This window comes from Streptomyces fungicidicus (assembly GCF_003665435.1).
GTDB lineage: Bacteria > Actinomycetota > Actinomycetes > Streptomycetales > Streptomycetaceae > Streptomyces > Streptomyces fungicidicus.
Map to the genome: position 1 here is coordinate 2,686,991 of NZ_CP023407.1, position 22,868 is coordinate 2,709,858.

Consider the following 22,868-nt stretch of genomic DNA (forward strand, 5'->3'; position numbering starts at 1 on the left):
CACTCGCCAAACATCGGCCCCTTACGAAAGGCTCAATGCTCGTCCGGGATCACATTCCGGACTGTCGCGGCCAGGGTCGATCGGCTCGGGTCGCTCCACGATCGTTCCTTTACTTCAAGGGATGCCGATGACCCACTCCCCCAAGAGCGACGCGATACCGGGCGCAAGACGCGCGGCCCGTATCGCCGTGGCCGCCGGTCTCGTCGCCGCGCTCTCCGCGGCCGGGCCGATCCCCCTGGCCATGGCGGCCGACACGCCGCCCGCCGTGCCCGCCGACGCGGACGTCAAGTCCGCGCACGCCAAGCTCGGCGCCGACGACGCGGACCTGCTCGCCGAGGCCAAGGCCGACGGCGCCAAGAACGTCACGATGATGATCGCCACCGCTCCGGGGCAGACCGAGCAGGTCGCCACCCAACTGGACGCGGTCAAGGGCGGTTCGGTCGGCCGGACCCACGACAAGCTCGGCTACGTCCGCGCCACCGTCCCCACCGGCAAGGCGGACGCGGCGATCGCCGCCGCCACCAAGCTCTCCTCCGTGCACGGCGTCGACCTGCGCGAGGAGATCCCGCTGGACGACCCGACGCCCGGCGCGGACACCACGAAGAAGGCCGGGAGCAAGGGCGACGCCAGCTACCCCGCGCCGGGGAAGCGGACGCCCGCGAAGAACCCGTACAACCCGTCCTTCGAGACCGGCGCCGTCGAGTTCGTCGAGGACAACCCGAAGGCGGACGGCCGCGGCGTCACCATCGGCATCCTCGACTCCGGTGTGGACCTCGGCCACCCGGCGCTGCAGAAGACCACCACCGGCGAGCGCAAAATCGTCGACTGGGTGACGGCGACCGACCCGATCCTGGACAGCGACCGGACCTGGCGTCCGATGGTCTCCTCGGTCTCCGGCCCGACCTTCGGCTACAACGGCAGGACCTGGACCGCCCCGGCGGGTTCGTACCAGGTCAGCACCTTCCTGGAGTCGTACACCGTCGGGGGCGACGCGGCCGGTGACGCCAACCGCGACGGCGACACCACCGACTCCTGGGGCATGCTCTACGACGCCGCCGCCGGCACGGTCCGCGTCGACCTGAACAACAACCAGGACTTCACCGACGACACCCCCATGAAGCCGTACAAGGACGGTTTCCAGGTCGGGTACTTCGGCACCGACGACCCGAAGACCGATGTCGTCGAGCGCCAGCCGTTCGTCGTGGAGATCCGCAAGGACGTCCCGATGGACCCCTACGGCGGCGACTGGGTCGGCAAGACGGCCGACTTCGTCAACGTCGGCGTCATCGAGTCCGAGCACGGCACGCACGTCGCCGGCATCACCGCCGCCAACGGCCTGTTCGGCGGGAAGATGTCCGGCGCCGCCCCCGGTGCGAAGATCGTCTCGTCGCGCGCCTGCACCTGGTCCGGCGGCTGCACCAACGTGGCGCTCACCGAGGGCATGATCGACCTCGTCACCGAGCGCGGCGTCGACATCGTCAACATGTCCATCGGCGGCCTGCCGGCGCTGAACGACGGCAACAACGCCCGCGCCGAGCTGTACACCCGCCTGATCGACACCTACGGCGTCCAGCTGGTGATCTCCGCGGGCAACTCCGGCCCCGGCGCCAACACCATCGGCGACCCCGCCCTGGCCGACAAGGTCATCTCGGTCGGCGCGTCCGTCTCCCGCGACACCTGGGCCGCCAACTACGGCTCCGTGGTGGAGAAGAAGTACGCCATGATGCCGTTCTCCTCGCGCGGTCCGCGTGAGGACGGCGGCTTCACGCCGACGCTGACCGCGCCCGGCGCGGCGATCAACACCATCCAGACCTGGATGCCGGGCGCCCCGGTCGCCGAGGCCGGCTACGACCTCCCGGCCGGCTACGGCATGCTCCAGGGCACCTCGATGGCGTCCCCGCAGGCCGCCGGCGCCTCCGCGCTGCTGCTGTCCGCGGCGAAGCAGAAGCGGATCGACCTCACCCCGGCGAAGCTGCGCACCGCCCTCACCTCCACCGCCGGCCACATCAGCGGTGTGCAGGCCTACGAGGAGGGCTCCGGCCTCATCGACGTCGTGGAGGCCTGGGACGCCATCCGCGACGGCGCCACCGCGCACCAGTACACGGTGAAGGCGCCGGTCGACACCGCGATCGACCAGTTCCTCAAGACCCCGGGCCAGGGCACCGGACTGTACGACCGTGAGGGCGGCCTCAAGGCCGGGCAGAAGAAGACGTACGACATCACGATCACCCGTACGTCCGGTCCCGACCGCGCGCTCCGGCACAAGCTGGACCTGGAGAACAACGCGGGCCGCACCTTCCGCGTCGTCGGCGACGACGACGTCGTGCTGCCGCTGAACAAGCCGGTGACCGTCAAGGTCCAGGCCGCGCCCGGCTCGGCCGGCATCAAGAGCGCGATCCTCGAGGTCGACGACCCGCGCACCGAGGGCGTCGACCAGCAGATCCTGACCACCGTGGTCGTCTCGGCGCCGCTGAAGTACACCTACTCCGCCTCCGGCACCGCCCAGCGCAACAGCACCACCTCCTACTTCGTCACCGTGCCCGAGGGCGCGAAGACGCTGGAGATCGCGATGAGCGGGCTGAAGGCCACGAGCCAGACCCGGTTCATCGCCATCCACCCGTACGGCGTCCCGGCCGACCCGACGTCGACGGTCAACTGCTACCCGAACTACAACAACCCGGCCAACACCTGCCGCCCCGACGTGCGCTCCTACGCGGACCCGCAGCCGGGCGTCTGGGAGATCGAGGTCGAGTCGCGCCGTACGTCGCCGCTGCTCGACAACCCGTACAAGCTGGACGTCGCCGTGCTCGCCGCGAACTTCGACCCGGAGACCGTGACGGTGCCCGAGGCGAAGATCGGCACGCCGGCCACCGCCACCTGGAAGGTGACGAACGAGCTCGCCGGCCTGGAGGGCAAGCTGGTGGGCGGCCCGCTCGGCTCGTCCAGGACCGAGCGTCCGGCCATCCGGACGGGTGAGACGCACGAGACGACGGTCGAGGTGCCCGCGGGCGCCGCGTCGCTCGACGTGGCCATCGGCAACGTCTCCGACACCGCCGCCGACCTGGACCTGGCGGTCTACGACGAGAAGGGCACCCGGGTCGCCCAGTCCGCGGACGGCGACTCGGAGGAGTCGGTCTCCGTCGCCTCCCCGGCGGCGGGCACCTACACCATCGAGGTCGTGGGCTACTCCGTCCCGGCCGGTTCGACGGACTACGACTACCGGGACGTGTTCTTCTCCGCCACGCTCGGTTCCGTCACCGTCGACGGCTCCGCCCCGGTGAAGCTGGGCACGGGCGACTCGGCCACCGTCTCCGGCGACGTCACCGTCGCGGCGGCGGCTCCCGAGGGACGCGCCTTCTTCGGGCGCGTGCAGCTGGTGAACACGCGCGGCACGGTCGCGGGCCTCGGCAACGTGGCGATCGAGAAGGTCGTCCCGTAACGGGTTCACCGACGAGTGAGGGGGCGGGCGTCCGTGACGGGCGCCCGCCCCTTCGTCGTGCTCAGCCGCAGCTCAGGGTGCGCGACTCGGGGAGCGAGGCGATGATCCGCGCCCGCTCGGCGGCGATGTCCGCCTCCCCGACGACCACGGCGTCCGGGTGGACGCCGTCCACGGGCATGCCGATCAGCACCCGGTCCCCGTCGTGCAGCGGGGGATCGCCTGCGGCGGGGTCCCGGAGGAAGGTGACCTCGTCGCCTCCCCCGCCCTTGTGGTAGCGGCTCACGGCCAGGGTGACCCGTTCCGCCCCGGCGCCCGGCGCCGGTTCCACGGCCAGCACCGTGCCCTCGGCGACGAGACGGGCGCAGGCGAGGTAGCGGGGGCTGCCGAAGGCGACGCCGGCGGCCTCCTTGGCGTCCGACTGCGCGGCTGCGCTGTCCTCCGCCGAGCCGGACAGTCCGCCCCCCGGCTGCGCCACCAGCCAGCCCATGCCGACGACGACGGTGGCGGCGGCAGCGGCGGCGAGCGCCCCGAGGGCCACCCTCAGGGGACGCCGGCGGCGGTGCGGCCCGCGGGAGCCGCCGCCCGTTCCGGGAGGCCCGCCCCCACCGGGCCCCCTCACCCCCGACCGGGCGGCCGCCGAGCCCCCGAACCCCGCCCCCTGCCGGGACCCCGCCCCGCCCCCGGAGCGCGCCCCGTCCTGCGGCCGCGACCCACCGCCCGACCGCCCGTCCCCGTCTCGCCCCGGCCGCACACCGGCCACTCCCCCGTCGTCCGACTCCCCGCGCCCGGACGGCTCACCGCTCCTTTCCCGACCGGCCGCCTCCCCGCGCCCGACAGGCGCGCCGGAGTCTTCCGTGGCGGCCGGTGCCCTGTGAGCGGCCGGTGTGCCGGGGGCTTCCGTGTCGGTCGGTTTCGGGGCGGGAAGGTCCGCGGTCGCGGCATCCGGGGTGCCGGAGGCCGGGGCGGGGCCCGCGAGCGCGTCCCCGATCAGTGCCAGGCGCTCCCGCAGGACGCCGATGTCGGCGACCGCCGCCCGGTGCGCGGCCGTGAGCGCCGGGTCCTGTGCTGCCCCCGCGGGCAGCGGCTCGTCGAGGATGGCGGCCATCAGCGCGTCCATGCCGTCGTACTCGGCGTCCTCGTGGGACGGGTCCCGGTGTTCCTCGTGGGCGGTCATGTCACACCACCTCGTCCTCGTGCAGGCGGGCGCGCAGGGCGCGCACCGCCGTGTGCAGCCTGCTCTTGACCGTGCCCTCCGGGACGCCGAGCTGCTCGGCTATGGACCGCACCGGCAGGTCGGCGTAGAAGCGCAGCACGACGACCTGGCGCTGCGCGTCGGGCAGCTCGTCGAGCCCGCGGGCGACGGCGAGGGAGAGCAGGCTGTTCTCCTCGCCGGAGGGCGCCTCCGCCGGGCGCAGCGACGCGAGGCGCTCCCCCAGCCGCTCCTGGCGGCGTTTGGCCCGGTGCCAGTCCATGGCGAGGTTGGAGGCGACCACCGCCGCCCACGCCGAGACGTCCCGCGGCGCCTCCCGCCCGCTCGCGGCGCGCTCCAGCAGCCGCAGACGGACCTGCTGCACCCCGTCCGGCAGGTCCCCCTGCGGGACCCCGCCCAGTGCGAGCACCGCCCGCACCCGGCGTTCCTGCGCCGCGTCCAGCGGGTCGTCGTCCGTGGCGACGGACGACGGCCCCCGGCCGCGCCGGATCCTTCCGCGCAGCACTGCCCACCCCCTCACGCTGTTTCTCCTACGACGCCGCTCCCGCCCGGAACGTTCGGCCGGGTTCTCCGCGGCCTGCCGAGGCGTACGTCACACCTCCGTGTGGCCGGTACCGGACAGGGCAGGGGACCTTGCGGTCCACGACCCCCGAAGGCTGAATTTCTGCAGTTCAGAGGGGTGACGGCCGAAGGTCCGCAACCGGTGGTCGCTGCCGGGGCGTCCCACTTGGCGGGCAGTCTCCGCAAAGAATTGGACAGGCGGGCCGTGGTCGGCCGCATGATGGAAGAGCCTCGGCCAGGCATACGGATACGAATCAGGACAGAGGGAGTCGCCGTGAGGGTCGGAATCGTCGGAGCCACCGGTCAGGTGGGCACGGTCATGCGCAGGATCCTCAAGGAGCGGAACTTCCCCGTCACCGAGCTGCGCCTGTTCGCCTCGGCCCGCTCGGCCGGCACGGAGCTGGACGGCGTGACGGTGGAGGACGCGTCCACCGCCGACTACACCGGCCTCGACATCGTGCTGTTCTCCGCGGGCGGCGCGACCTCGAAGGCGCTGGCCGAGAAGGTCGCCTCGCAGGGCGCGGTCGTGATCGACAACTCCTCCGCCTGGCGCAAGGACCCCGAGGTCCCCCTCGTCGTCTCCGAGGTCAACCCGCACGCGATCGCGAACCGCCCCAAGGGCATCATCGCCAACCCGAACTGCACCACGATGGCCGCGATGCCGGTGCTGCGTCCGCTGCACGCGGAGGCGGGCCTCGAGGCGCTGGTCGTCGCCACCTACCAGGCGGTGTCCGGCTCCGGCGTCGCTGGCGTGGCGGAGCTGCACGGCCAGGCGCAGAAGGTGATCGACGAGGCCGACAAGCTGACCCACGACGGCTCGGCGGCCGACTTCCCCGAGCCCGCCGTCTACCAGCGCCCCATCGCCTTCAACGTGCTGCCCCTCGCCGGCAACCTCGTCGACGACGGTCTGAACGAGACCGACGAGGAGCAGAAGCTGCGCAACGAGTCCCGGAAGATCCTGGAGATCCCGGAGCTCAAGGTCTCCGGCACCTGTGTCCGCGTCCCGGTCTTCTCCGGGCACTCCCTGCAGGTCAACGCCCGTTTCGCCCGCCCGATCAGCGTCGAGCGCGCGACGGAGCTGCTGGCGGAAGCCCCCGGTGTCGTCCTCACCGACATCCCGACCCCGCTGCAGGCCGCCGGCCAGGACCCGTCGTACGTCGGCCGCATCCGCCCCGACGAGACGGTGGAGAACGGCCTCGCGCTGTTCGTCTCCAACGACAACCTCCGCAAGGGCGCGGCGCTGAACGCCGTGCAGATCGCGGAGCTGGTGGCGGCCGAGCTGCGCGGCTGACCGCCCCCGACGCCGTACGGAAGGCGGGCGTGCTCCTCACGGGGCGCGCCCGCCTTCCGCGTGCCGGCTCAGGGAGGGGACTGTCGGTGCACGACGCGGAACAGGCCTGGCGCCAGGCTGTTTGCCTGGGTCATGCCCTCAGCCCGTCCGTCACGGGCAGGCACTCGGTGAGCAGGTCGACGACGTCGCGCCAGGCTCGCTGCGCGTGCTGTGGGTGGTAGCCGACGCCGGGGACTGTGGGGTGGTCGACCGGCGGGTGGTGGAAGGCGTGTAAGGCGCCGCCGTAGACCGTGAGGCGCCAGTCGACGCCCGCGGCCTGCATCTCGGCGGTGAACGCGTTCCGTTGCGCGGGCGGCATGATCGGGTCTTCCGATCCGACCCCGGCCCACACCGGGCAGCGAATGCGCGCCGCCTCGCCCGGTCGGCCCGTGGTAGTCGCGTTGACTGTCCCGATCGCGCGCAGGTTGACGCCGTCGCGCCCGAGTTCCAGCGCGATGGCACCCCCGGTGCCGTAGCCGATGGCGGCGATCCGGTCGGGGTCGGTCCGCGGTTCGGTGCGCAACACGTCGAGCGCCGCATGGCCGATGCCCCGCATCCGGTCGGGATCAGCGAGCAGTGGCAGGCAACGGGCCAGCATTTCCTCGGGGTCGCCCAAGTAGCGCCCGCCGTGAAGGTCGATGGCCAGCGCTACGTATCCCAGTTCGGCGAGATCATCGGCCCGGCGGCGTTCGACGTCGCTGAGCCCCATGCCCTCCGGTCCGAGCAACACCGCGGGCCGGCGGTCGGTACCGGCCGGGAGCGCGAGGTGCCCGATCATCGTCAAACCGTCCGCCGGGTACTCGACCGTACGCGTCGTAATCGCCGTCATGAGACAGGACCGTAGTGATCGCCGAGCCCGGCCCGGCCGCTGTTCTGCCGCTGGCAGAACAGCGCGCGTGCCCGCCCGGCACGGCCTCGCCGCCCGTTTCGTGGACGACTGGGGGGGAGCTCCCGCGCGGCCGGTCGAAGATCCGCGTCACTCACGGCTGAGACGTGTCGTCCGGGCCGGCCCGGCGCACCTCGTAGAGGAAGCAGCCGTACTCCACGGCCCGTACGTGCACCAGTGCCGTCGCGGGGTCGGCGAAGGCCTCGGTGAGGGCGGGCGCGAAGTCCTCCGGCGCCCCGACAAGGCGGCCGCCCAGGATGCGGCCGTCGGCGGAGTAGCGGCGCAGGACGCGGTGGGCGTGGGTGAAGGGCAGGTCCGTGCCCTGCGGGCCCGCGCACTCCCCGGCGTGCAGGAAGACGGGGCCCTGCTCGTCGTACGCGCCGGGGTCCGTACCCGTCCCGGCCGCCCAGCGGCGCAGCGGCGCGTAGGAGACGAGGGCGACGCGCTCGCCGGGCCGGCTGCGGCGCAGGCAGCAGCGGAGCGGGGCGCCGCCCTCGTCGTCGGTGTGCGGGACGGCCGGGCGGCCGGCGTCGTCGGTGACCAGGAGTTCCCTGACCACCGAGGGGGGTACGGGACGTGCGGTGCGGGTCGTCATGTCCCCCAGGCTGCCTCCCGGCGCGCCGCCCCACCGGCGGAATCCGGACGTCGAGCCGGCCCCTCTCCCGGCGGCGGACACAGGGGTATCCCCATGGTCCGGCTCCGTCGACGCCGGATCGGGTCGTCGCGTGGAAGGATGACGCAACCCACACATAACGAGGAGATGACCGCGTGCCTGGCACAAACCTGACTCGCGAAGAGGCGCGGCAGCGGGCGAAGCTGCTGACCGTTGACTCGTACGAGATCGATCTCGACCTCTCCGGCGCGCAGGGTGGGGGCACCTCCCGCTCGAGCGAAGCCGAGAGTGGGGGAGGCACCTACCGGTCCGTGACCACGGTGCGCTTCGACGTCGCCGAGGACGGTGACGGCGCGGAGTCCTTCATCGACCTGGTGGCCCCCGCCGTGCACGAGGTGACCCTCAACGGGGACTCCCTCGACCCCGCCGAGGTCTTCGCGGACTCCCGTATCGCCCTGCCCGGCCTGCTGAAGGGCCGCAACATCCTCCGGGTGAGCGCCGACTGCGCGTACACCAACACCGGTGAGGGTCTGCACCGGTTCGTCGACCCGGTCGACGACCAGGCGTACCTGTACACCCAGTTCGAGGTGCCCGACGCCCGCCGGGTGTTCGCGAGCTTCGAGCAGCCCGACCTCAAGGCGACGTTCCAGTTCACCGTGAAGGCGCCCGAGGGCTGGACGGTCGTCTCCAACTCGCCGACGCCCGAACCGGCGGACAACGTCTGGACGTTCGAGCCGACCCCGCGCATCTCGTCGTACATCACGGCGCTGATCGTCGGCCCGTACCACTCCGTGCACAGCGTCTACGAGAAGGACGGCCAGTCCGTCCCGCTCGGCATCTACTGCCGTCCCTCGCTGGCCGAGTTCCTCGACTCGGACGCGATCTTCGAGGTCACCCGGCAGGGCTTCGACTGGTTCCAGGAGAAGTTCGACTACGCGTACCCCTTCGCCAAGTACGACCAGCTGTTCGTGCCGGAGTTCAACGCGGGCGCGATGGAGAACGCGGGCGCGGTGACCATCCGCGACCAGTACGTCTTCCGGTCGAAGGTGACGGACGCGGCGTACGAGGTGCGCGCGGAGACCATCCTGCACGAGCTGGCCCACATGTGGTTCGGCGACCTGGTCACCATGGAGTGGTGGAACGACCTGTGGTTGAACGAGTCGTTCGCCACCTACACCTCCATCGCCTGCCAGGCCGCGGCGCCCGGATCGCGCTGGCCGCACTCGTGGACGACGTTCGCGAACTCCATGAAGACCTGGGCCTACCGCCAGGACCAGCTGCCGTCCACGCACCCGATCATGGCGGACATCCGCGACCTGGACGACGTGCTCGTCAACTTCGACGGCATCACGTACGCCAAGGGCGCGTCCGTGCTGAAGCAGCTCGTCGCGTACGTCGGCGAGGACGAGTTCTTCCGGGGCGTGCAGGCGTACTTCAAGCGCCACGCGTACGGCAACACGCGCCTGTCCGACCTGCTGGGCGCGCTGGAGGAGACCTCAGGCCGTGACCTCAGGGCGTGGTCGAAGCAGTGGCTGGAGACGGCCGGCATCAATGTGCTGCGCCCGGAGATCGAGACGGACGCGGACGGGGTGATCACCTCCTTCGCCATCCGCCAGGAGGCCCCGGCGCTCCCGGCGGGCGCGAAGGGCGAGCCGACGCTCCGCCCGCACCGCATCGCGGTCGGCGCCTACGACCTGGGCGCCGACGGCAAGCTGGTGCGCGGCGAGCGCGTCGAGCTGGACGTCGACGGCGAGCTGACGGCCGTGCCGCAGCTGGTCGGCAAGGCCCGCCCGGCGGTCGTCCTGCTCAACGACGACGACCTGTCCTACGCCAAGGTCCGCCTGGACGAGCAGTCGCTCGCGTTCGTCACCGAGCACCTCGGTGACTTCGCGGAGTCCCTGCCGCGCGCCCTGTGCTGGGCCTCCGCCTGGGACATGACCCGGGACGCGGAGCTCGCCGCCCGCGACTACCTGTCGCTGGTGCTGTCGGGCATCGGCAAGGAGTCCGACATCGGTGTCGTGCAGTCGCTGCACCGTCAGGTGAAGCTGGCGGTCGACCTGTACGCCGACCCGGCCGCCCGCGAGACCCTGCTGGCCCGCTGGACCGACGCCACGCTGGCGCACCTGCGGTCCGCCCGGCCGGCGAGCGACCACCAGCTGGCGTGGGCGCGGGCGTTCGCGGCGACGGCCCGTACGCCGGAGCAGCTGGACCTGCTCGAGGGGCTGCTGGCCGGCACGCAGACCGTCGAGGGGCTGGCCGTCGACACGGAGCTGCGCTGGTCGTTCGTGCAGCGGCTGGCGGCGGTGGGCCGGTTCGACGAGGCGGAGATCGCCGGCGAGTACGAGCGGGACCGGACGGCGGCCGGCGAGCGGCACGCCGCGACCGCCCGTGCGGCCCGCCCGACCCCGGAGGCCAAGGCGGAGGCGTGGGAGTCGGTCGTCGAGTCCGACAAGCTGCCGAACGCCGTCCAGGAGGCGGTCATCGCCGGCTTCGTCCAGACCGACCAGCGCGAGCTGCTGGCGCCGTACACGGACCGGTACTTCGAGGTGCTGGCGGACGTCTGGGCGTCCCGCTCGCACGAGATCGCCCAGCAGATCGCGATCGGCCTCTACCCGGGTGTCCAGGTCACCGGCGAGACTCTGGACAAGACGGACGCCTGGCTGACCGGCGCCGAGCCCAACGCGGCCCTGCGCCGCCTGGTCTCGGAGTCCCGCGCGGGCGTGGAGCGCGCCCTGCGCGCCCAGGCGGCGGACGCGGCGGCGTCCTAGCGGATCCCGCACCCGAGGGGCGTCCGGCGCTTGCGCCGGGCGCCCCTTCGCCGTGCGCGCCCCGGATTGAAGAACGGTCGTTCTTGACCGATCGTTCTTTAATGCCGTAGGGTCACACCCATGGGACGACCACGCGCCTTCGACACCCACCAGGCGATCGACGCGGCGGCCGCCCTCTTCGCCACCCACGGCTACGAGGGCACCTCCGTGGACGACCTGGTCACCGCCACCGGCGTCCACCGGGGCAGCCTCTACAAGGTGTTCGGCTCCAAGCGGAGCCTGCACCTGACCGCCCTGCGCAGCCACCTCGACCACGAGATCCGTCCGAGCACCGCCGCCATCGCCACCCTCACCGACCCCGAGCAGGCCCTGACGGCGGCCATCGCCTCGTACGACAACGGACCGGCCGCCGGGCTGCTCCTGCTCGCCGCCGCCGAACGCGCACCCCTCGATCCGGAGGTCGCCGCGCTGGTCGCGGAGGGCATCACCGCACTGGAGGACGCCCTGCGCCCCTCCCACGGCGACGCCGCACCGCGGCTCGCCTCCACCGTCCTCGGCGCCCGCCTGCGACTGCGGGCCGGCCCGCCGACCACTCCCAAGGAGCACTGACCATGGCCCTGATCTCCGTCGACCGCGAACGCGGCCTGCTGAACGTCGAGTTCCAGGGCCTCGACAAGCTGTGGACGCTCAAGAGCCGTCTGGAGATCCCCCTCGCCCACGTCCGCGGCGCCACCCACGACCCCGGGATGGCGCGCGAGCCGAAGGGCATACGGGTCGCCGGCACCCACTTCCCCGGCGTCATCACCGCCGGCCGCTTCCGGCGGGACGGGGAGCGCCTCTTCTGGGACGTGAAGAACCCGGACAAGGCGGTCGTCGTCGAACTCGCCGACGCCGAGACCTACGACCGTCTGGTCATCGAGGTCGACGACCCCCGCGCCACCGTCGCGCTCATCGAACGGTCCCTCGACCGCGGCTGAGGCGGGACGGCCGGGCCCCGCGCGACGGCGGACGCGGGCGCCGCGACGCCCGCGCGGGGACGGTGAGCGGCCTGCCCCGCCACCGTCGCCCCGAACGCCAGGGCCATGCCCGCCAGTTGCAGCGGGGCCAGGGTCTCACCGAGGGCCGCCCAGCCGACCACCGCCGCAGTGAGCGGGGAGAGCGGGCCGAGGAAGGTGACCTGGGTGGCGGTGAGGCGGCCGATCCCCCGGAACCAGAGCCAGTAGGCGACCGCCGTGTTGGCCACGGCCAGGTACAGGTAGCCGCCCAGCGCCGGCGCGTCCACCGCGGGCGGCGCGCCCTCGACGAGGAGGGCGACGGGCGCGATCAGCAGCCCGCCCGCCGTCAGCTGCCAGCCGGTCAGGGCGAGGGGGCCGACGCCCTCCGGGCGGCCCCACCGCTTGGTGAGCACGGTCCCGGCGGACATCGCGGCGGTGGAGGCGAGGGCCGCCGAGACGCCCAGCGGGTCCAGCGCCCCCGCCGCCTTCAGGACCACCAGGCTGACGCCGCACGCGGCCACGGCCCCGGTGACCACGTTCCGTGCCGTCGGCCGCTGCCCCAGCAGCAGCGCCGAGAGGCCGACCACGCACAGCGGCCCGACCGAGCCGACCACCGCCGCCATACCGCCGGGCAGCCGGTACGCGGAGAGGAACAGCAGCGGGAAGAAGGCGCCGATGTTGAGCGCGCCGAGCACCGTCGCCTTCCCCCACCAGACGCCGCGCGGCAGCACCCGGGCCAGCGCGAGGAGCAGCAGGCCGGCGGGCAGGGCGCGCACCAGGCCGGTGAAGAGCGGACGGTCCGGCGGGAGGAACTCCGTGGTCACGGCGTAGGTGGTGCCCCAGGAGACGGGGGCGAGTGCGGTGAGCGCGATGACGGTGGCACGGTTCGCGGCCATGACGGGCGCACCTCTCACAGGAAGTAGGTCAATGACAAGTAGCTTAGCCCTAAGCAACTTTCCGTCAAGCCACTTTCTTGCGGGTGACCCATTTCCGGCGGATACTCCTGCCCATGACCGCAGAGCAGCGCACCGGGGACCCCGTCGACGCGATCATCGAGCAGTGGGCGCGGGTGAGGCCCGATCTCGACACCGCGGGGATGGAGGTCTTCGGGCGCGTCTTCCGGCTCGCGCGCGCCATGGGCGACCGGATGGAGAAGGCGTACGCCCGGTACGGGATCTCGCGCGGGGAGTTCGACGTCCTCGCCACCCTGCGCCGCTCCGGGGAGCCCTACACCCTCTCCCCCCGCCAGCTCTCGGCGACGCTGATGCTGACCACCGGCGGGATGACCGGCCGCCTGGACAAACTGGAGCGCGCGGGACTGCTCCGCCGCTCCCCCGACCCGCACGACCGCCGCGGACTGCAGGTCACGCTCACCGCGGAGGGGCTGCGGCTGATCGACGAGGCGGTCGGCGCGGGGCTCGCCGCCCAGTCCGAGGCGCTGTCCGCCCTGGACGGGGAACGGGCGGTGCTGCTGGCCGGCCTGCTGCGGGAACTGCTCTCGGCGACCGAGAGGTAGCGCGGCGGCGGAAAGCCGCGAGGGCGCCGGCCCGCGTACGGCGGGTGGCGCCCTCGGAAGACGGTGAGCTCCGGGGTCAGGCCTTGGCCTCGGCCTTGGTGGTGATGTTGGAGCTGGTCGTGTCCTTCTTCTTGTGCGTCTTGTCGCCGATCATCACCAGGCCGGCGATGGCCACGAACAGCGCGATCGGAAGCAGGACGTAGAGGCCCAGCGTCTCGATGACGCTCAGGCCCGTGCCGGGGTCGTCACCGTCGTCGCGGGTGAGCGCGAGCGCGGGGGACGACATGAGCAGCATCATCAGCGTCGTACCGGCTGCCAGGGCGCCGGCGCGCAGGGCGTTCTTCTTGTCCACGGTGACCAAGCTATCCAACGCGGTCGGGGTGCGCGCGTTCGGGGTGCCCTAAGCGGCACCCGGGCGGGCCGGGGGCGGATGCGCGGCCCGGCGTCTCACTGCCTCAGCACGTCGATCAGGGCCCGGAGCCTCGGGGACGCCGTCAGTTCCTCCAGTGTCACCGGGCGGCCGTTCGTGTCGGCGATGGGGAGGCGCCAGTTCGGGTACTGGTCCCAGGTGCCCGGCAGGTTCTGCGGACGGCGGTCGCCCACCCCGTCGGGGAGCCAGACGCCGATCATGCGGGCGGGTGTGCGCAGCAGACAGCCGTAGACGGCCTGGATCTCCGCCTCCTCTGAGGCGTCCGCACCCGTCAGGCCCAGCCGCGCGAACAGCTCCCGCCACTCCGCCGTGTCGGCCTCCGCCTCCGCCCGCTCCTCCGCCAGGGGCCGGGTGAGCAGGCCCAGGCTGTCCCGGAGCGCCACGTGCTCCCCGCTGAGGCGCGCGGCCGTGGGCGGCAGGTCGTGGGTGGTCGCCGTCGCCAGGCAGTCCGCGCGCCAGCCGTCCGGCGGCAGCGGGCGGCGGTCGCCCTCCCAGTCCCGCTCGAACCACAGCACCGACGTCCCGTACACGCCCCGCTCCCGCAGCGCCTCCCGCACCCCGGGCTCGACGGTCCCCAGGTCCTCGCCGATCACCATCGCCCCGGCGCGGGACGCCTCCAGGACGAGGACGGCGAGCATCGCCTCGGCGTCGTAGCGGACGTACGTGCCCTCCGTGGGCGGGTGGCCCTCGGGCACCCACCAGAGCCGGAACAGTCCCATCACGTGGTCGACGCGCAGCGCGCCCGCGTACCGGAAGAGGGCGCGGAGCAGGGCCCGGAAGGGGGCGTAACCGGAGTCGGCGAGCCGGTCGGGGCGCCAGGGCGGCAGCCCCCAGTCCTGGCCGCGCGCGTTGAAGGCGTCCGGGGGCGCGCCGACGGACATGCCGGCCGCGAAGTGCTCCTGCTGCGCCCAGGCGTCCGCGCCGCCGGGGTGGACCCCTACGGCGAGGTCGTGGACGATCCCGACCGGCATCCCCGCCTCGCGGGCGGCCCGCTGGGCGGCGGTGAGCTGGGCGTCGGTGAGCCAGACCAGGCGGGAGTGGAACGCGACGCGCCCGGCCAGTTCGTGCCGGGCGCGTGCGGTCTCGGGGGAGCGCGGGTCGCGCAGCCCCGCGGGCCACCGGTGCCAGTCGGACCCGTGGACCTCGGCGAGCGCGCACCAGGTGGCGTGGTCCTCCAGAGCCTGGCCCTGGGTGGCGCGGAAGTCCTCGTAGGCGGCGCGGCGGCCGGGCCCGAGCGGGACCTCGTGCACGAGTTCCAGCGCCTCCCGTTTGGCCTCCCACACGGCGTCCCGGTCGATCAGCGCGCCCTCGTCCAGCACCGCCTCGCGCAGCCGTGCCGCCCGCTCCAGGAGGGCGCGCACGCGGTCGCCGCCCCCGGCCTGCCCCGAGGCGCCCTCGACGGCGTACGCGAATTCGGGGACGTCCTCGATCCGCAGGTGGACCGGGTCGGGGAAGCGGCGGGAGGACGGACGGTACGGGGAGGGGTCGCTGGGGGCGCCGGGGACGGCCGCGTGGAGCGGGTTGACCTGCACGAATCCGGCGCCGAGGGTGCGTCCGGCCCAGGCGGCGAGTTCGCCGAGGTCGCCGAGGTCGCCCATGCCCCAGGAGCGGCGGGAGAGCAGGGAGTAGAGCTGGACGAGAAGCCCGTGGGAGCGGCCCGGGGGCGCGGGCAGCCCGGCCGGGGCGACGATCAGGTGGGAGCGGGCGGTGCGGCCGCCGGGGGCGGTGGCGGTGACCTCGTGCACGCCGGGCGGGAGGTGCGCGGCGGACGTGAGGGTCTCGCCCTGCTCGGTGCGCACGTGCAGCCGGGTGCCCTCGGGGAGCGCGGCCAGGGCGGCGGGGGTGCGGGTGTCCCAGCCGACCAGGGTGGGGGGCAGCAGACGCTCGCCGAGTTCGCGTTCGCGGGCGGCGCGGGCGGCGCGGACGGCCTCCGGGGTCGCGGTGTCCACGCCGAGGGCGGCCAGCGCGAGGGTGACGGCGGTGGCCGAGGCCGCGACCGTGCGGTCCGGGGAGGGGCGGTAGGAGGTGGCGACGCCGTGCAGGGCGGCGAGCCGGGACAGGTCCTCGGACGGCGGCTCGGCCGGCCGCGGCGCGGTCACCCTAGGGCTCCGGGCGGTACTGGGCCGGGAAGGAGTCGAGTCCGCTGGAGTCCGAGGAGTCGAGGAAGGCGTCGGACTCGCTGGTCAGGGGGATGGCGTCGGCGAGCGGCGGCTCGCTGGTGAGGGGTTCCTCGGCGTCGGGCATCGGGGGTTCGCTGGTCAGCGGGACCTCGGCGCAGGCGCCTTCCGCGCTGAAGACGCAGAAGTGGGGCTCCTCGGACTGGGCGGACGGCTCCGCCCAGGGTTTGGACAGGGCGGGGGACGGAACGTATGCCGGTGCAGCCACAGGTGGTCTCCTCAATGAGCTGATGAGCACGGCGTGCGGGTCATCCCGCAGCCCTACCCCGTGGGCGCGGGGCCAGACGTACCAGGCCGCACAACGTGCTCCTGCTCACATTCTCTTATGGCCCCCTCCTTCCACGGTGGGACATATACGCCACAACGGCCACTCTCATTGACACGTTCACCACGAAGGTGGTGGGCTCGGGGTTCCTTGGTAACGGAATGGATACGGCCACGTCGGCCGTCGGGCCGGGTGGGCCCGTCGAGCACATCAGGAGGGCCCCGTGCAGCTGCGGCGTGGGAGGACGGCGAACGCCAGGAGGGCCGCTCTCGCCCTCGCCGTCCTCGCCGGAACCCTGGGTGTGACGCCCGTCGCCGTGGCCGCGCCGCCCGCGCCCGGAACGAGCAGGGCTCCCGCCGCCGACCCGGTCGAGGCGTCGGAGCCGGCCGTCTGGCCGCGCCCGCACTCGCTGCGCGCGAACGGCGCCCCGGTCGCGGTGACCGGGGAGGTCGCCCTGATCGCGGACGCGACGGCCGATCCGTACGCCCTGGACGCGCTCCGGGCGCTGCTGCGGGAGACGGGCGCGCGCCGGTTCACCGCCCCCGGCGCACCGGTGCCCGACGGGGCGCTCGTGGTGCGCGTGGAGGTGGAACGCGACTCGGGCGACCCCCGGCACGCCCTTCCGGCCGGCGGTTACACGCTGACCGTCGGCGAGGGCGCCGTGTCGCTCACCGGGGCGGACGGGGACGGGCTGTTCCACGCGGTGCAGACGCTGCGCCAGCTCCGCGGCACGGACGGCGGCGCGTTCACCGCGGCCGTGGTGCGCGACTGGCCCGGCACCGCCGTGCGCGGCATCACGGAGGGCTTCTACGGGGCCCCGTGGACCCACGAGCAGCGGCTGGCCCAGCTGGACTTCATGGGCCGCACCAAGCAGAACCGGTACCTGTACGCGCCCGGCGAGGACCTCCACCGGCAGGCCCGCTGGCGCGAGCCGTACCCGGCCGAACGGCGGGCGGAGTTCCGGGAGCTGGCCGAGCGGGCGCGGGGCAACCACGTCACGCTCGGCTGGGCGGTGGCGCCGGGGCAGGCGATGTGCTTCGCCTCGGACGACGACCTGCGGGCGCTGACCCGCAAGCTGGACGCGATGTGGGCGCTGGGCTTCCGCGCCTTCCAGCTGCAGTTCCAGGACGTCAGCTACAGCGAGTGGCACTGCGGGGCGGACGCCGACCGGTTCGGGTCCGGGCCCGGGGCGGCGGCCCGCGCCCAGGCGCACGTGGCGAACGCGGTGGCCCGGCACCTGGCGGACCGCCACCCGGATTCGGTGGCGCTGTCGTTGATGCCCACCGAGTTCTACGAGGACGGCTCGACCGCGTACCGGCGCGCCCTGGCGCAGGAGCTGGACGACGGCGTCGAGGTGGCGTGGACCGGGGTCGGGGTGGTGCCCCGCACCATCACGGGCGGCCAGCTGGCCCAGGCCCGGGAGGTGTTCGGGCACCCGCTGGTGACCATGGACAACTACCCGGTGAACGACTACGACCCCGGCCGGATCTTCCTCGGCCCCTACCAGGGCCGCGAGCCGGCCGTGGCCTCCGGTTCGGCCGCGCTGCTCGCGAACGCGATGGCGCAGCCCGAGGCGTCCCGCATCCCGCTGTTCACCGCCGCCGACTTCGCCTGGAACCCGCGCGGCTACCGGCCCGAGGAGTCCTGGCGGGCGGCGATCACCGACCTCGCGGACGGCGACTCCGGACGCCGGGAGGCGCTGGCCGCGCTCGCCGGGAACGCGGCGTCCTCGGTGCTGGGCGGCACGGAGTCGGCGTATCTGCGTCCGCTGCTGGACGAGTTCTGGCGGGCCCGCGCGACCGCAGGGAAGGACGAGTCGCGGGCGGCCGAGCGGCTGCGCGCCGCCTTCACCGTCCTGCGCGACCTGCCGGAGCGGCTGTCCGGAACCCCGCTCGCCGGCGAGGTCTCCCCCTGGTCCGGGCAGCTGGCCGGCTACGGCGAGGCGGGCGGCACGGCCCTGGACATGCTGCGCGCGCAGCGGGCCGGGGACGCGGGCGCCGCCTGGACGGCGTACCGGCGGCTGGGTGAGCAGCGGACGCGGCTGGAGTCGTCGCGGGTGACGGTCGGCAAGGGCGTGCTGGACCCGTTCCTGAGCCGGGCGCAGAAGGCGTACGAGGGCTGGGCGGGCATCGACCACGAGCCGCCCGCGCGGTCCGGCGGCGACCGCACGCTCGCGTTTCCGCGCGCCCGGACGCTCGACGCCGTGACGGTGCTCGCCGAGCCCGGCACCCAGGGGGCCGTGGAGGTCCGCGTCCCCGGCGGGGGCTGGCGCCGCCTCGGCGCGCTGTCCGCGACGGGCGCCACCGAACTGCCGGGCGGCGACGACCCGGTGGACGCGGTCCGGGTGACCGGCGGCTCCGGCGTCCGGCACCTGGTGCCCTGGTTCGCGGACACGGCCACCGGCTCCCTGGAGCTGCCCGGCGAGCGCGCGGACGCGGACATCGGCGGCACCCTGCGGGTGACCGCCACCCTCGGCTCGCTGCGCCCCGCCGAGGCGCGCGGCAGGCTGACGGCGCAGGCGCCGAAGGGGGTCGGGGTCCGGGTGCCGAAGGAGGCGCTGACCGTGCCGCGCGGTACGCCGGTGCGGGTGCCGGTCGAGGTGACCGTGGCGCCGGGCACACCGGCCGGGCCGTACGAGGTCCGGTTCGGCTTCGCCGGCGCGACCCGTGTGCTGACGGTGCACGCCGTCCCCCGCACCGGGGGCCCCGACCTGGCCCGCACCGGCCGGGCGAGCTCCTCGGCCGACGAGACGCCCGACTTCCCGGCCTCTGCGGCCAACGACGGCGACCCGGGGACCCGCTGGTCCTCCCCGGTCGAGGACGACGCCTGGTGGCAGGTCGAACTGGCGCGCCCGGTACGGCTCGGGAAGGTCGCACTGCACTGGCAGGAGGCGTACCCGTCGGCGTACCGCGTGGAGGTGTCGGCGGACGGCCGCACCTGGCGCACGGCGGCGACGGTGCAGGGCAGCCGCGGCGGCCGGGAGACCGTCCGCATGGACGAGCCCGGCGTGCGCCACGTCCGCGTCCAGGGCGAGGAGCGGGCCACCCGGTACGGCTACTCGCTGTGGTCGGTGGAGGCGTACGCGGTCGCGGACTGAGCCCCCGCGGGCACCGGGAGAGATCCTCCCGGTGCTTTTTCCGCGCCCACTATTCACTCAGTACATGTACGCAGTGCATAATGATCGCCATGAGCACCCGTCACATCCTGCTGGGCCTGCTCGCCTCGGGGCCGAGCCATGGCTACGACCTCAAGCGACGCCACGACGAACGCTTCCCGCAGGCCCGTCCCCTCGCCTACGGGCAGGTCTACACGACCCTGCAACGCCTGGTCCGGGACGGCCTCGCCGAGGTCGGGGGCACCGACTCGGACGGCGGCCCGGAACGCACGACGTACCGCGCCACCGACGACGGAGCACGCGAACTCGCGCGCTGGGCCGGGGAGATCGCCCCTCCGGCGCCGTTCGTGGCCAACGAGATCTTCGCCAAGGTCGTGGCGTCGATCCTGTCCGGCGGCGACCCGGCCGCGTATCTGCGCGCCCAGCGCGCCGCCCACATGGAGCGGATGCGGGAGCTCACCGCGGTGAAGTCGGCGAAGGGCGCGGACCTGGCGACCGTGCTCTCGGCGGACTTCGCCCTCAACCACTTGGACGCCGACCTCCGTTGGATGACCACCACGGCGGCCCGGCTCACCACCCTGACCGCGGAGGTCGACACAGCATGAGCATGGTGGACAACACGGCGGGGCCGCTGCTCGCGGGCCGCGGGCTGGTCAAGGCGCACGGCAGGACCGAGGCCCTGCGCGGCGCCTCGGTCGAGCTGCGCGCGGGCGAGATCCTGGCGGTGACCGGCTCCAGCGGCAGCGGCAAGTCGACGCTGCTGCACTGCCTGTCCGGCATCGTCCGCCCGGACGAGGGCTCGGTGACGTACGCCGGTGAGCGGCTGGAGGAGCTGCCGGAGCGGCGGCTGAGCGAACTGCGCCGCACCGACTTCGGGGTGGTGTTCCAGTTCGGCCAGCTGATCCCGGAGCTGACCGCGCTCGACAACGTGGCGCTCCCGCTGATGCTGGCAGGCGCCGGCCGGGCCGGGGCGCGCGCGGCCGCCGGGGAGTGGCTGGAGCGGTTCGGGGTGCGCGGTCAGGGGGAGCTGCGTCCCGGGGAGCTGAGCGGCGGGCAGGCACAGCGGGCCGCGCTGGCCCGCGCCCTGGTCACCGGGCCCCGGGTGGTCTTCGCGGACGAGCCGACCGGGGCGCTGGACTCGCTCGCGGGCGAGCAGGTGATGACGGCCCTGGTGCACACGGCCCGCGAGGCCGGCACGGCGGTGCTGCTGATCACGCACGACGCGCGGGTTGCGGCGTACGCCGACCGGGAAGTGCAGCTGCGGGACGGCGCCCTGGCTCCGCTGGAGGTGGCGGCGTGACGTCCCTCGGCTCCGATCTGCGCCTGGCCTGGCGGCTGACCCGCGGTTCCGACCGGCGGGAGTGGTGGCGGATCGCGCTCACCGCGGCCGGGGCGGCCCTCGCGGCCGGGTTCGCCTCCGCGGCCGCCGCCCTCGCCGCCCTGCGCGGGAGCCTCCACATCCCCGTGGCCGCGGGCCTGCTGAACCAGCCGGGCACCCGCACGGGGGTGATCGTCAGCCTGGTGCTCCTGCTGGTGCCGGTCCTCGGCTTCCTCGGCCAGTGCGCCCGCGTCGGCGCCGTGCACCGTGACCGGCGGCTGGCCGGACTGCGGCTGGCGGGGGCCGCCCCCGGGCAGGTGCGGCGGATCGCCGCGCTGGAGACCGGGCTGGCCTGTCTGCTCGGCTCGGTGGCCGCCGCCGTCCTCTCGGTGCCGGTCCTGCTCCGGCTGTGGGACCGTCCGTCCCCCGCCGCCTGGGCCGGGATCGCCCTGGTGACCGTCGGCGTGCCGGCGCTCGGGGCGGCGGCGGGCGCGCTGGCGCTGCGCCGGGTGGTGACCTCACCGCTCGGCTGGATACGCCGGTCGGGCCCGCGCACCGGGCGGGGGCCGGGGCTGCTGTTCCTGGCGGGCGCGCTGCTGGCGGCGGTCACGCCGGTCGCGGTCGCCACCGCCCCCTCGGGCTGGCCGTACCGGCCCGGACCGCCGCCGTCGCTGCTGGTGCTGGGCGCGGTCGTCGCGGTCGGCGCGGGGGCGGTCTGGCTCTCGGGGTGCGCGGCGAGGCTGACCGGACGGCTGCTGGCCGCCCGCGCCCGGTCGGCCGCCACGCTGATCGCGGCGGAACGGCTCCGCGACGACCCCTGGGCCGCGGCGCGGACGCATGCGGCGGTGCTGCTGGTGACGGTCGTGGGGACCGGCTTCGTCGGTGTGCGGCAGATGCTGCTGGAGGTGCTGGACTCCCGGAAGCACCTGGCGGAGGGCCGGTCCTTCTACACCACGGGCCTCGACCTGACAGCCGCCGCCCTGGTCGTCGCCCTCGCGATCACCCTGTCCGGTCTGGCGGTCGGCACCGCGGAGTCCCTGGCCACCCGCCGCCGCGGTCTGGCCGCGCAGACCGCCGCGGGCGTGCCGCGCGCGGTGCTCGCCCGGGCGCTGCTGCTGGAGACGGCCCTGCCGCTGGCGCCGGCGGTGCTGCTGGCGGGCACCGGAGGCGCGGTGATCGGCTTCGGGTACGCCTCGCTCGCCGAGGGCGGCGACTGGTCACTGCCCTGGGCGTCGCTCCTGGTGCCCCCGGCCGTCTACGCGACCTGCCTGCTGGCCGCCACCACGGCCCTGCCCCTCCTCCGCCGCACCCTCCACCCGGCGGAACTCCGCTACACCTGACCCGCCCGGCCCCGGGGAACGGGGGTTCCCGGGGCCGGACCGTCGCGCCCGGTGGCGGGTCAGGCGGAGATGCCGTCGATACGGGACATCGCGTCGTCCGCGCCGTACGGCTGCAGGTAGGGCAGCCAGCGGGGGTCCCGGTGGCCGGTGCCGATGATGCGCCAGGCCAGACCGGTGGGCGGGGCCGGTTTGTGGCGCAGGCGCCAGCCCAGCTCGATCAGGTGGCGGTCGGCCTTCACGTGGTTGCAGCGGCGGCACGAGGCCACCACGTTGTCCCAGACGTGCTTGCCCCCGCGGCTGCGCGGGATGACGTGGTCGACGCTGGTTGCGACGCCACCGCAGTACATGCACCGGCCCCCGTCACGGGCGAACAGCGCCCGCCGGGTCAGAGGAACGGGCCCCCGGTAGGGAACCCGCACGAAACGCTTGAGCCGGACCACGCTGGGTGCGGGGACTGTGACGGTCGCGCTGTGCAGATAGGCGCCGGACTCCTCGAGGCAGACTGCCTTGTTCTCGAGGACGAGCACGAGCGCGCGGCGGAGCGGTACGACGCCGAGCGGCTCGTACGACGCGTTGAGGACCAGGACATGCGGCACGGACGGCCTCCTTGTACGCCGGCGGCGCGTGGCTCGCGCCGGGACGATCCGTAGTCAGTCTCCCCTCATGCCTGGTGGAAGCGCCACCATGTGCCGGTAACGGGCTGGGAGTGTTTTCGACCACATCCCGATTCATCCCCAGGAACACGGCCGGTTCAAGCGCAGGTGAGCACCGTCTCTTCTTCCCAGATCGCGCCGGTCCCCCCACAATGCCCCGTTAGTGTGGTGGTTCTGCCCGCGCCGGTGGCCTTTTCGTGACCTTGCCGACCCAGGCCGCCGCACCGGGGCAGACATGCACCTGGAGGTACC

At 74.0% G+C, this 22,868-nt stretch carries 19 protein-coding genes; 10 read left to right on the top strand and 9 right to left on the bottom strand.

The window, feature by feature from the left end; genetic code table 11:
* Positions 1–127 precede the first annotated feature (127 nt).
* Positions 128–3,439, top strand: coding sequence for a S8 family serine peptidase (locus CNQ36_RS12085; RefSeq protein ID WP_121545987.1), 3,312 nt, complete (start codon positions 128–130; stop codon positions 3,437–3,439).
* A 61-nt stretch (positions 3,440–3,500) separates the two neighbouring features.
* On the opposite strand, the gene CNQ36_RS12090 is transcribed toward CNQ36_RS12085, so the two are convergent.
* Together CNQ36_RS12090 and CNQ36_RS12095 are read right to left on the bottom strand one after the other, a co-directional pair.
* Complete coding sequence (locus tag CNQ36_RS12090) at positions 3,501–4,613, bottom strand: hypothetical protein (RefSeq protein ID WP_121545988.1); 1,113 nt, start codon at positions 4,611–4,613, stop codon at positions 3,501–3,503.
* A 1-nt stretch (position 4,614) separates the two neighbouring features.
* Complete coding sequence (locus CNQ36_RS12095; RefSeq protein ID WP_121545989.1) at positions 4,615–5,154, bottom strand: RNA polymerase sigma factor; 540 nt, start codon at positions 5,152–5,154, stop codon at positions 4,615–4,617.
* A gap of 330 nt (positions 5,155–5,484) precedes the next feature.
* Here CNQ36_RS12095 and CNQ36_RS12100 point away from each other — a divergent pair, with 330 nt between their 5' ends.
* On the top strand, positions 5,485–6,501 hold the full coding sequence (locus tag CNQ36_RS12100) for an aspartate-semialdehyde dehydrogenase (RefSeq protein ID WP_121545990.1): 1,017 nt from the start codon (positions 5,485–5,487) through the stop codon (positions 6,499–6,501).
* Positions 6,502–6,631: 130 nt separating this feature from the next.
* Here the strand turns inward: CNQ36_RS12100 and CNQ36_RS12105 are convergent, their stop codons facing one another.
* Positions 6,632–7,369: a dienelactone hydrolase family protein gene (locus CNQ36_RS12105; protein ID WP_121545991.1), complete on the bottom strand. Its 738-nt coding sequence runs from the start codon at positions 7,367–7,369 to the stop codon at positions 6,632–6,634.
* A gap of 151 nt (positions 7,370–7,520) precedes the next feature.
* Positions 7,521–8,021 (bottom strand): DUF1203 domain-containing protein, encoded by a 501-nt coding sequence (locus tag CNQ36_RS12110; protein ID WP_121545992.1) that lies wholly within the window; start codon positions 8,019–8,021, stop codon positions 7,521–7,523.
* 173 nt (positions 8,022–8,194) lie between these two features.
* Between CNQ36_RS12110 and pepN the strand changes: the two genes are divergently transcribed.
* From pepN to CNQ36_RS12125, 3 genes are all read left to right on the top strand, one after another.
* Positions 8,195–10,807, top strand: coding sequence for an aminopeptidase N (gene pepN / locus CNQ36_RS12115; protein ID WP_121545993.1), 2,613 nt, complete (start codon positions 8,195–8,197; stop codon positions 10,805–10,807).
* A 120-nt stretch (positions 10,808–10,927) separates the two neighbouring features.
* Complete coding sequence (locus CNQ36_RS12120) at positions 10,928–11,416, top strand: TetR/AcrR family transcriptional regulator (protein WP_121545994.1); 489 nt, start codon at positions 10,928–10,930, stop codon at positions 11,414–11,416.
* Between the two features lie 2 nt (positions 11,417–11,418).
* The gene (locus tag CNQ36_RS12125) at positions 11,419–11,784 is read left to right on the top strand and encodes a hypothetical protein (protein ID WP_121545995.1); all 366 of its coding nucleotides are present in this window, start codon (positions 11,419–11,421) and stop codon (positions 11,782–11,784) included.
* Here CNQ36_RS12125 and CNQ36_RS12130 read toward each other — a convergent pair.
* Entirely contained in the window at positions 11,706–12,698 is a 993-nt protein-coding gene (locus CNQ36_RS12130) for an EamA family transporter (protein ID WP_228312958.1), read from the bottom strand. The genes CNQ36_RS12125 and CNQ36_RS12130 overlap by 79 nt on opposite strands.
* 113 nt (positions 12,699–12,811) lie before the next feature.
* Between CNQ36_RS12130 and CNQ36_RS12135 the strand changes: the two genes are divergently transcribed.
* Positions 12,812–13,318: a MarR family winged helix-turn-helix transcriptional regulator gene (locus tag CNQ36_RS12135; RefSeq protein ID WP_121545996.1), complete on the top strand. Its 507-nt coding sequence runs from the start codon at positions 12,812–12,814 to the stop codon at positions 13,316–13,318.
* Between the two features lie 76 nt (positions 13,319–13,394).
* On the opposite strand, the gene CNQ36_RS12140 is transcribed toward CNQ36_RS12135, so the two are convergent.
* From CNQ36_RS12140 to CNQ36_RS12150, 3 genes are all read right to left on the bottom strand, one after another.
* Positions 13,395–13,670 carry a hypothetical protein gene (locus CNQ36_RS12140; protein ID WP_040908715.1) on the bottom strand — a complete coding sequence of 92 codons (276 nt, stop codon included), beginning with the start codon at positions 13,668–13,670 and terminating at the stop codon, positions 13,395–13,397.
* A 95-nt stretch (positions 13,671–13,765) separates the two neighbouring features.
* Positions 13,766–15,847 (bottom strand): 4-alpha-glucanotransferase, encoded by a 2,082-nt coding sequence (malQ, locus tag CNQ36_RS12145; RefSeq protein WP_121545997.1) that lies wholly within the window; start codon positions 15,845–15,847, stop codon positions 13,766–13,768.
* Position 15,848: 1 nt separating this feature from the next.
* The gene (locus tag CNQ36_RS12150; protein ID WP_121545998.1) at positions 15,849–16,133 is read right to left on the bottom strand and encodes a hypothetical protein; all 285 of its coding nucleotides are present in this window, start codon (positions 16,131–16,133) and stop codon (positions 15,849–15,851) included.
* Positions 16,134–16,413: 280 nt separating this feature from the next.
* On the opposite strand from CNQ36_RS12150, the gene CNQ36_RS12155 reads away from it, so the two are divergent.
* The 4 genes from CNQ36_RS12155 (at position 16,414) to CNQ36_RS12170 (ending at position 21,963) form a co-directional block, all read left to right on the top strand.
* Positions 16,414–19,287 carry a beta-N-acetylglucosaminidase domain-containing protein gene (locus tag CNQ36_RS12155; protein ID WP_121545999.1) on the top strand — a complete coding sequence of 958 codons (2,874 nt, stop codon included), beginning with the start codon at positions 16,414–16,416 and terminating at the stop codon, positions 19,285–19,287.
* Between the two features lie 89 nt (positions 19,288–19,376).
* Complete coding sequence (locus tag CNQ36_RS12160) at positions 19,377–19,910, top strand: PadR family transcriptional regulator (RefSeq protein ID WP_004931291.1); 534 nt, start codon at positions 19,377–19,379, stop codon at positions 19,908–19,910.
* Positions 19,907–20,605 carry an ABC transporter ATP-binding protein gene (locus CNQ36_RS12165; RefSeq protein ID WP_121546000.1) on the top strand — a complete coding sequence of 233 codons (699 nt, stop codon included), beginning with the start codon at positions 19,907–19,909 and terminating at the stop codon, positions 20,603–20,605. The genes CNQ36_RS12160 and CNQ36_RS12165 overlap by 4 nt, the downstream gene beginning before the upstream one ends.
* Complete coding sequence (locus CNQ36_RS12170) at positions 20,602–21,963, top strand: ABC transporter permease (RefSeq protein ID WP_121546001.1); 1,362 nt, start codon at positions 20,602–20,604, stop codon at positions 21,961–21,963. The genes CNQ36_RS12165 and CNQ36_RS12170 overlap by 4 nt, the downstream gene beginning before the upstream one ends.
* Positions 21,964–22,022: 59 nt before the next feature.
* On the opposite strand, the gene CNQ36_RS12175 is transcribed toward CNQ36_RS12170, so the two are convergent.
* Positions 22,023–22,559, bottom strand: a complete 537-nt coding sequence (locus CNQ36_RS12175) for an HNH endonuclease (RefSeq protein WP_121546002.1) — start codon at positions 22,557–22,559, stop codon at positions 22,023–22,025.
* Between the last annotated feature and the right edge of the window lie 309 nt (positions 22,560–22,868).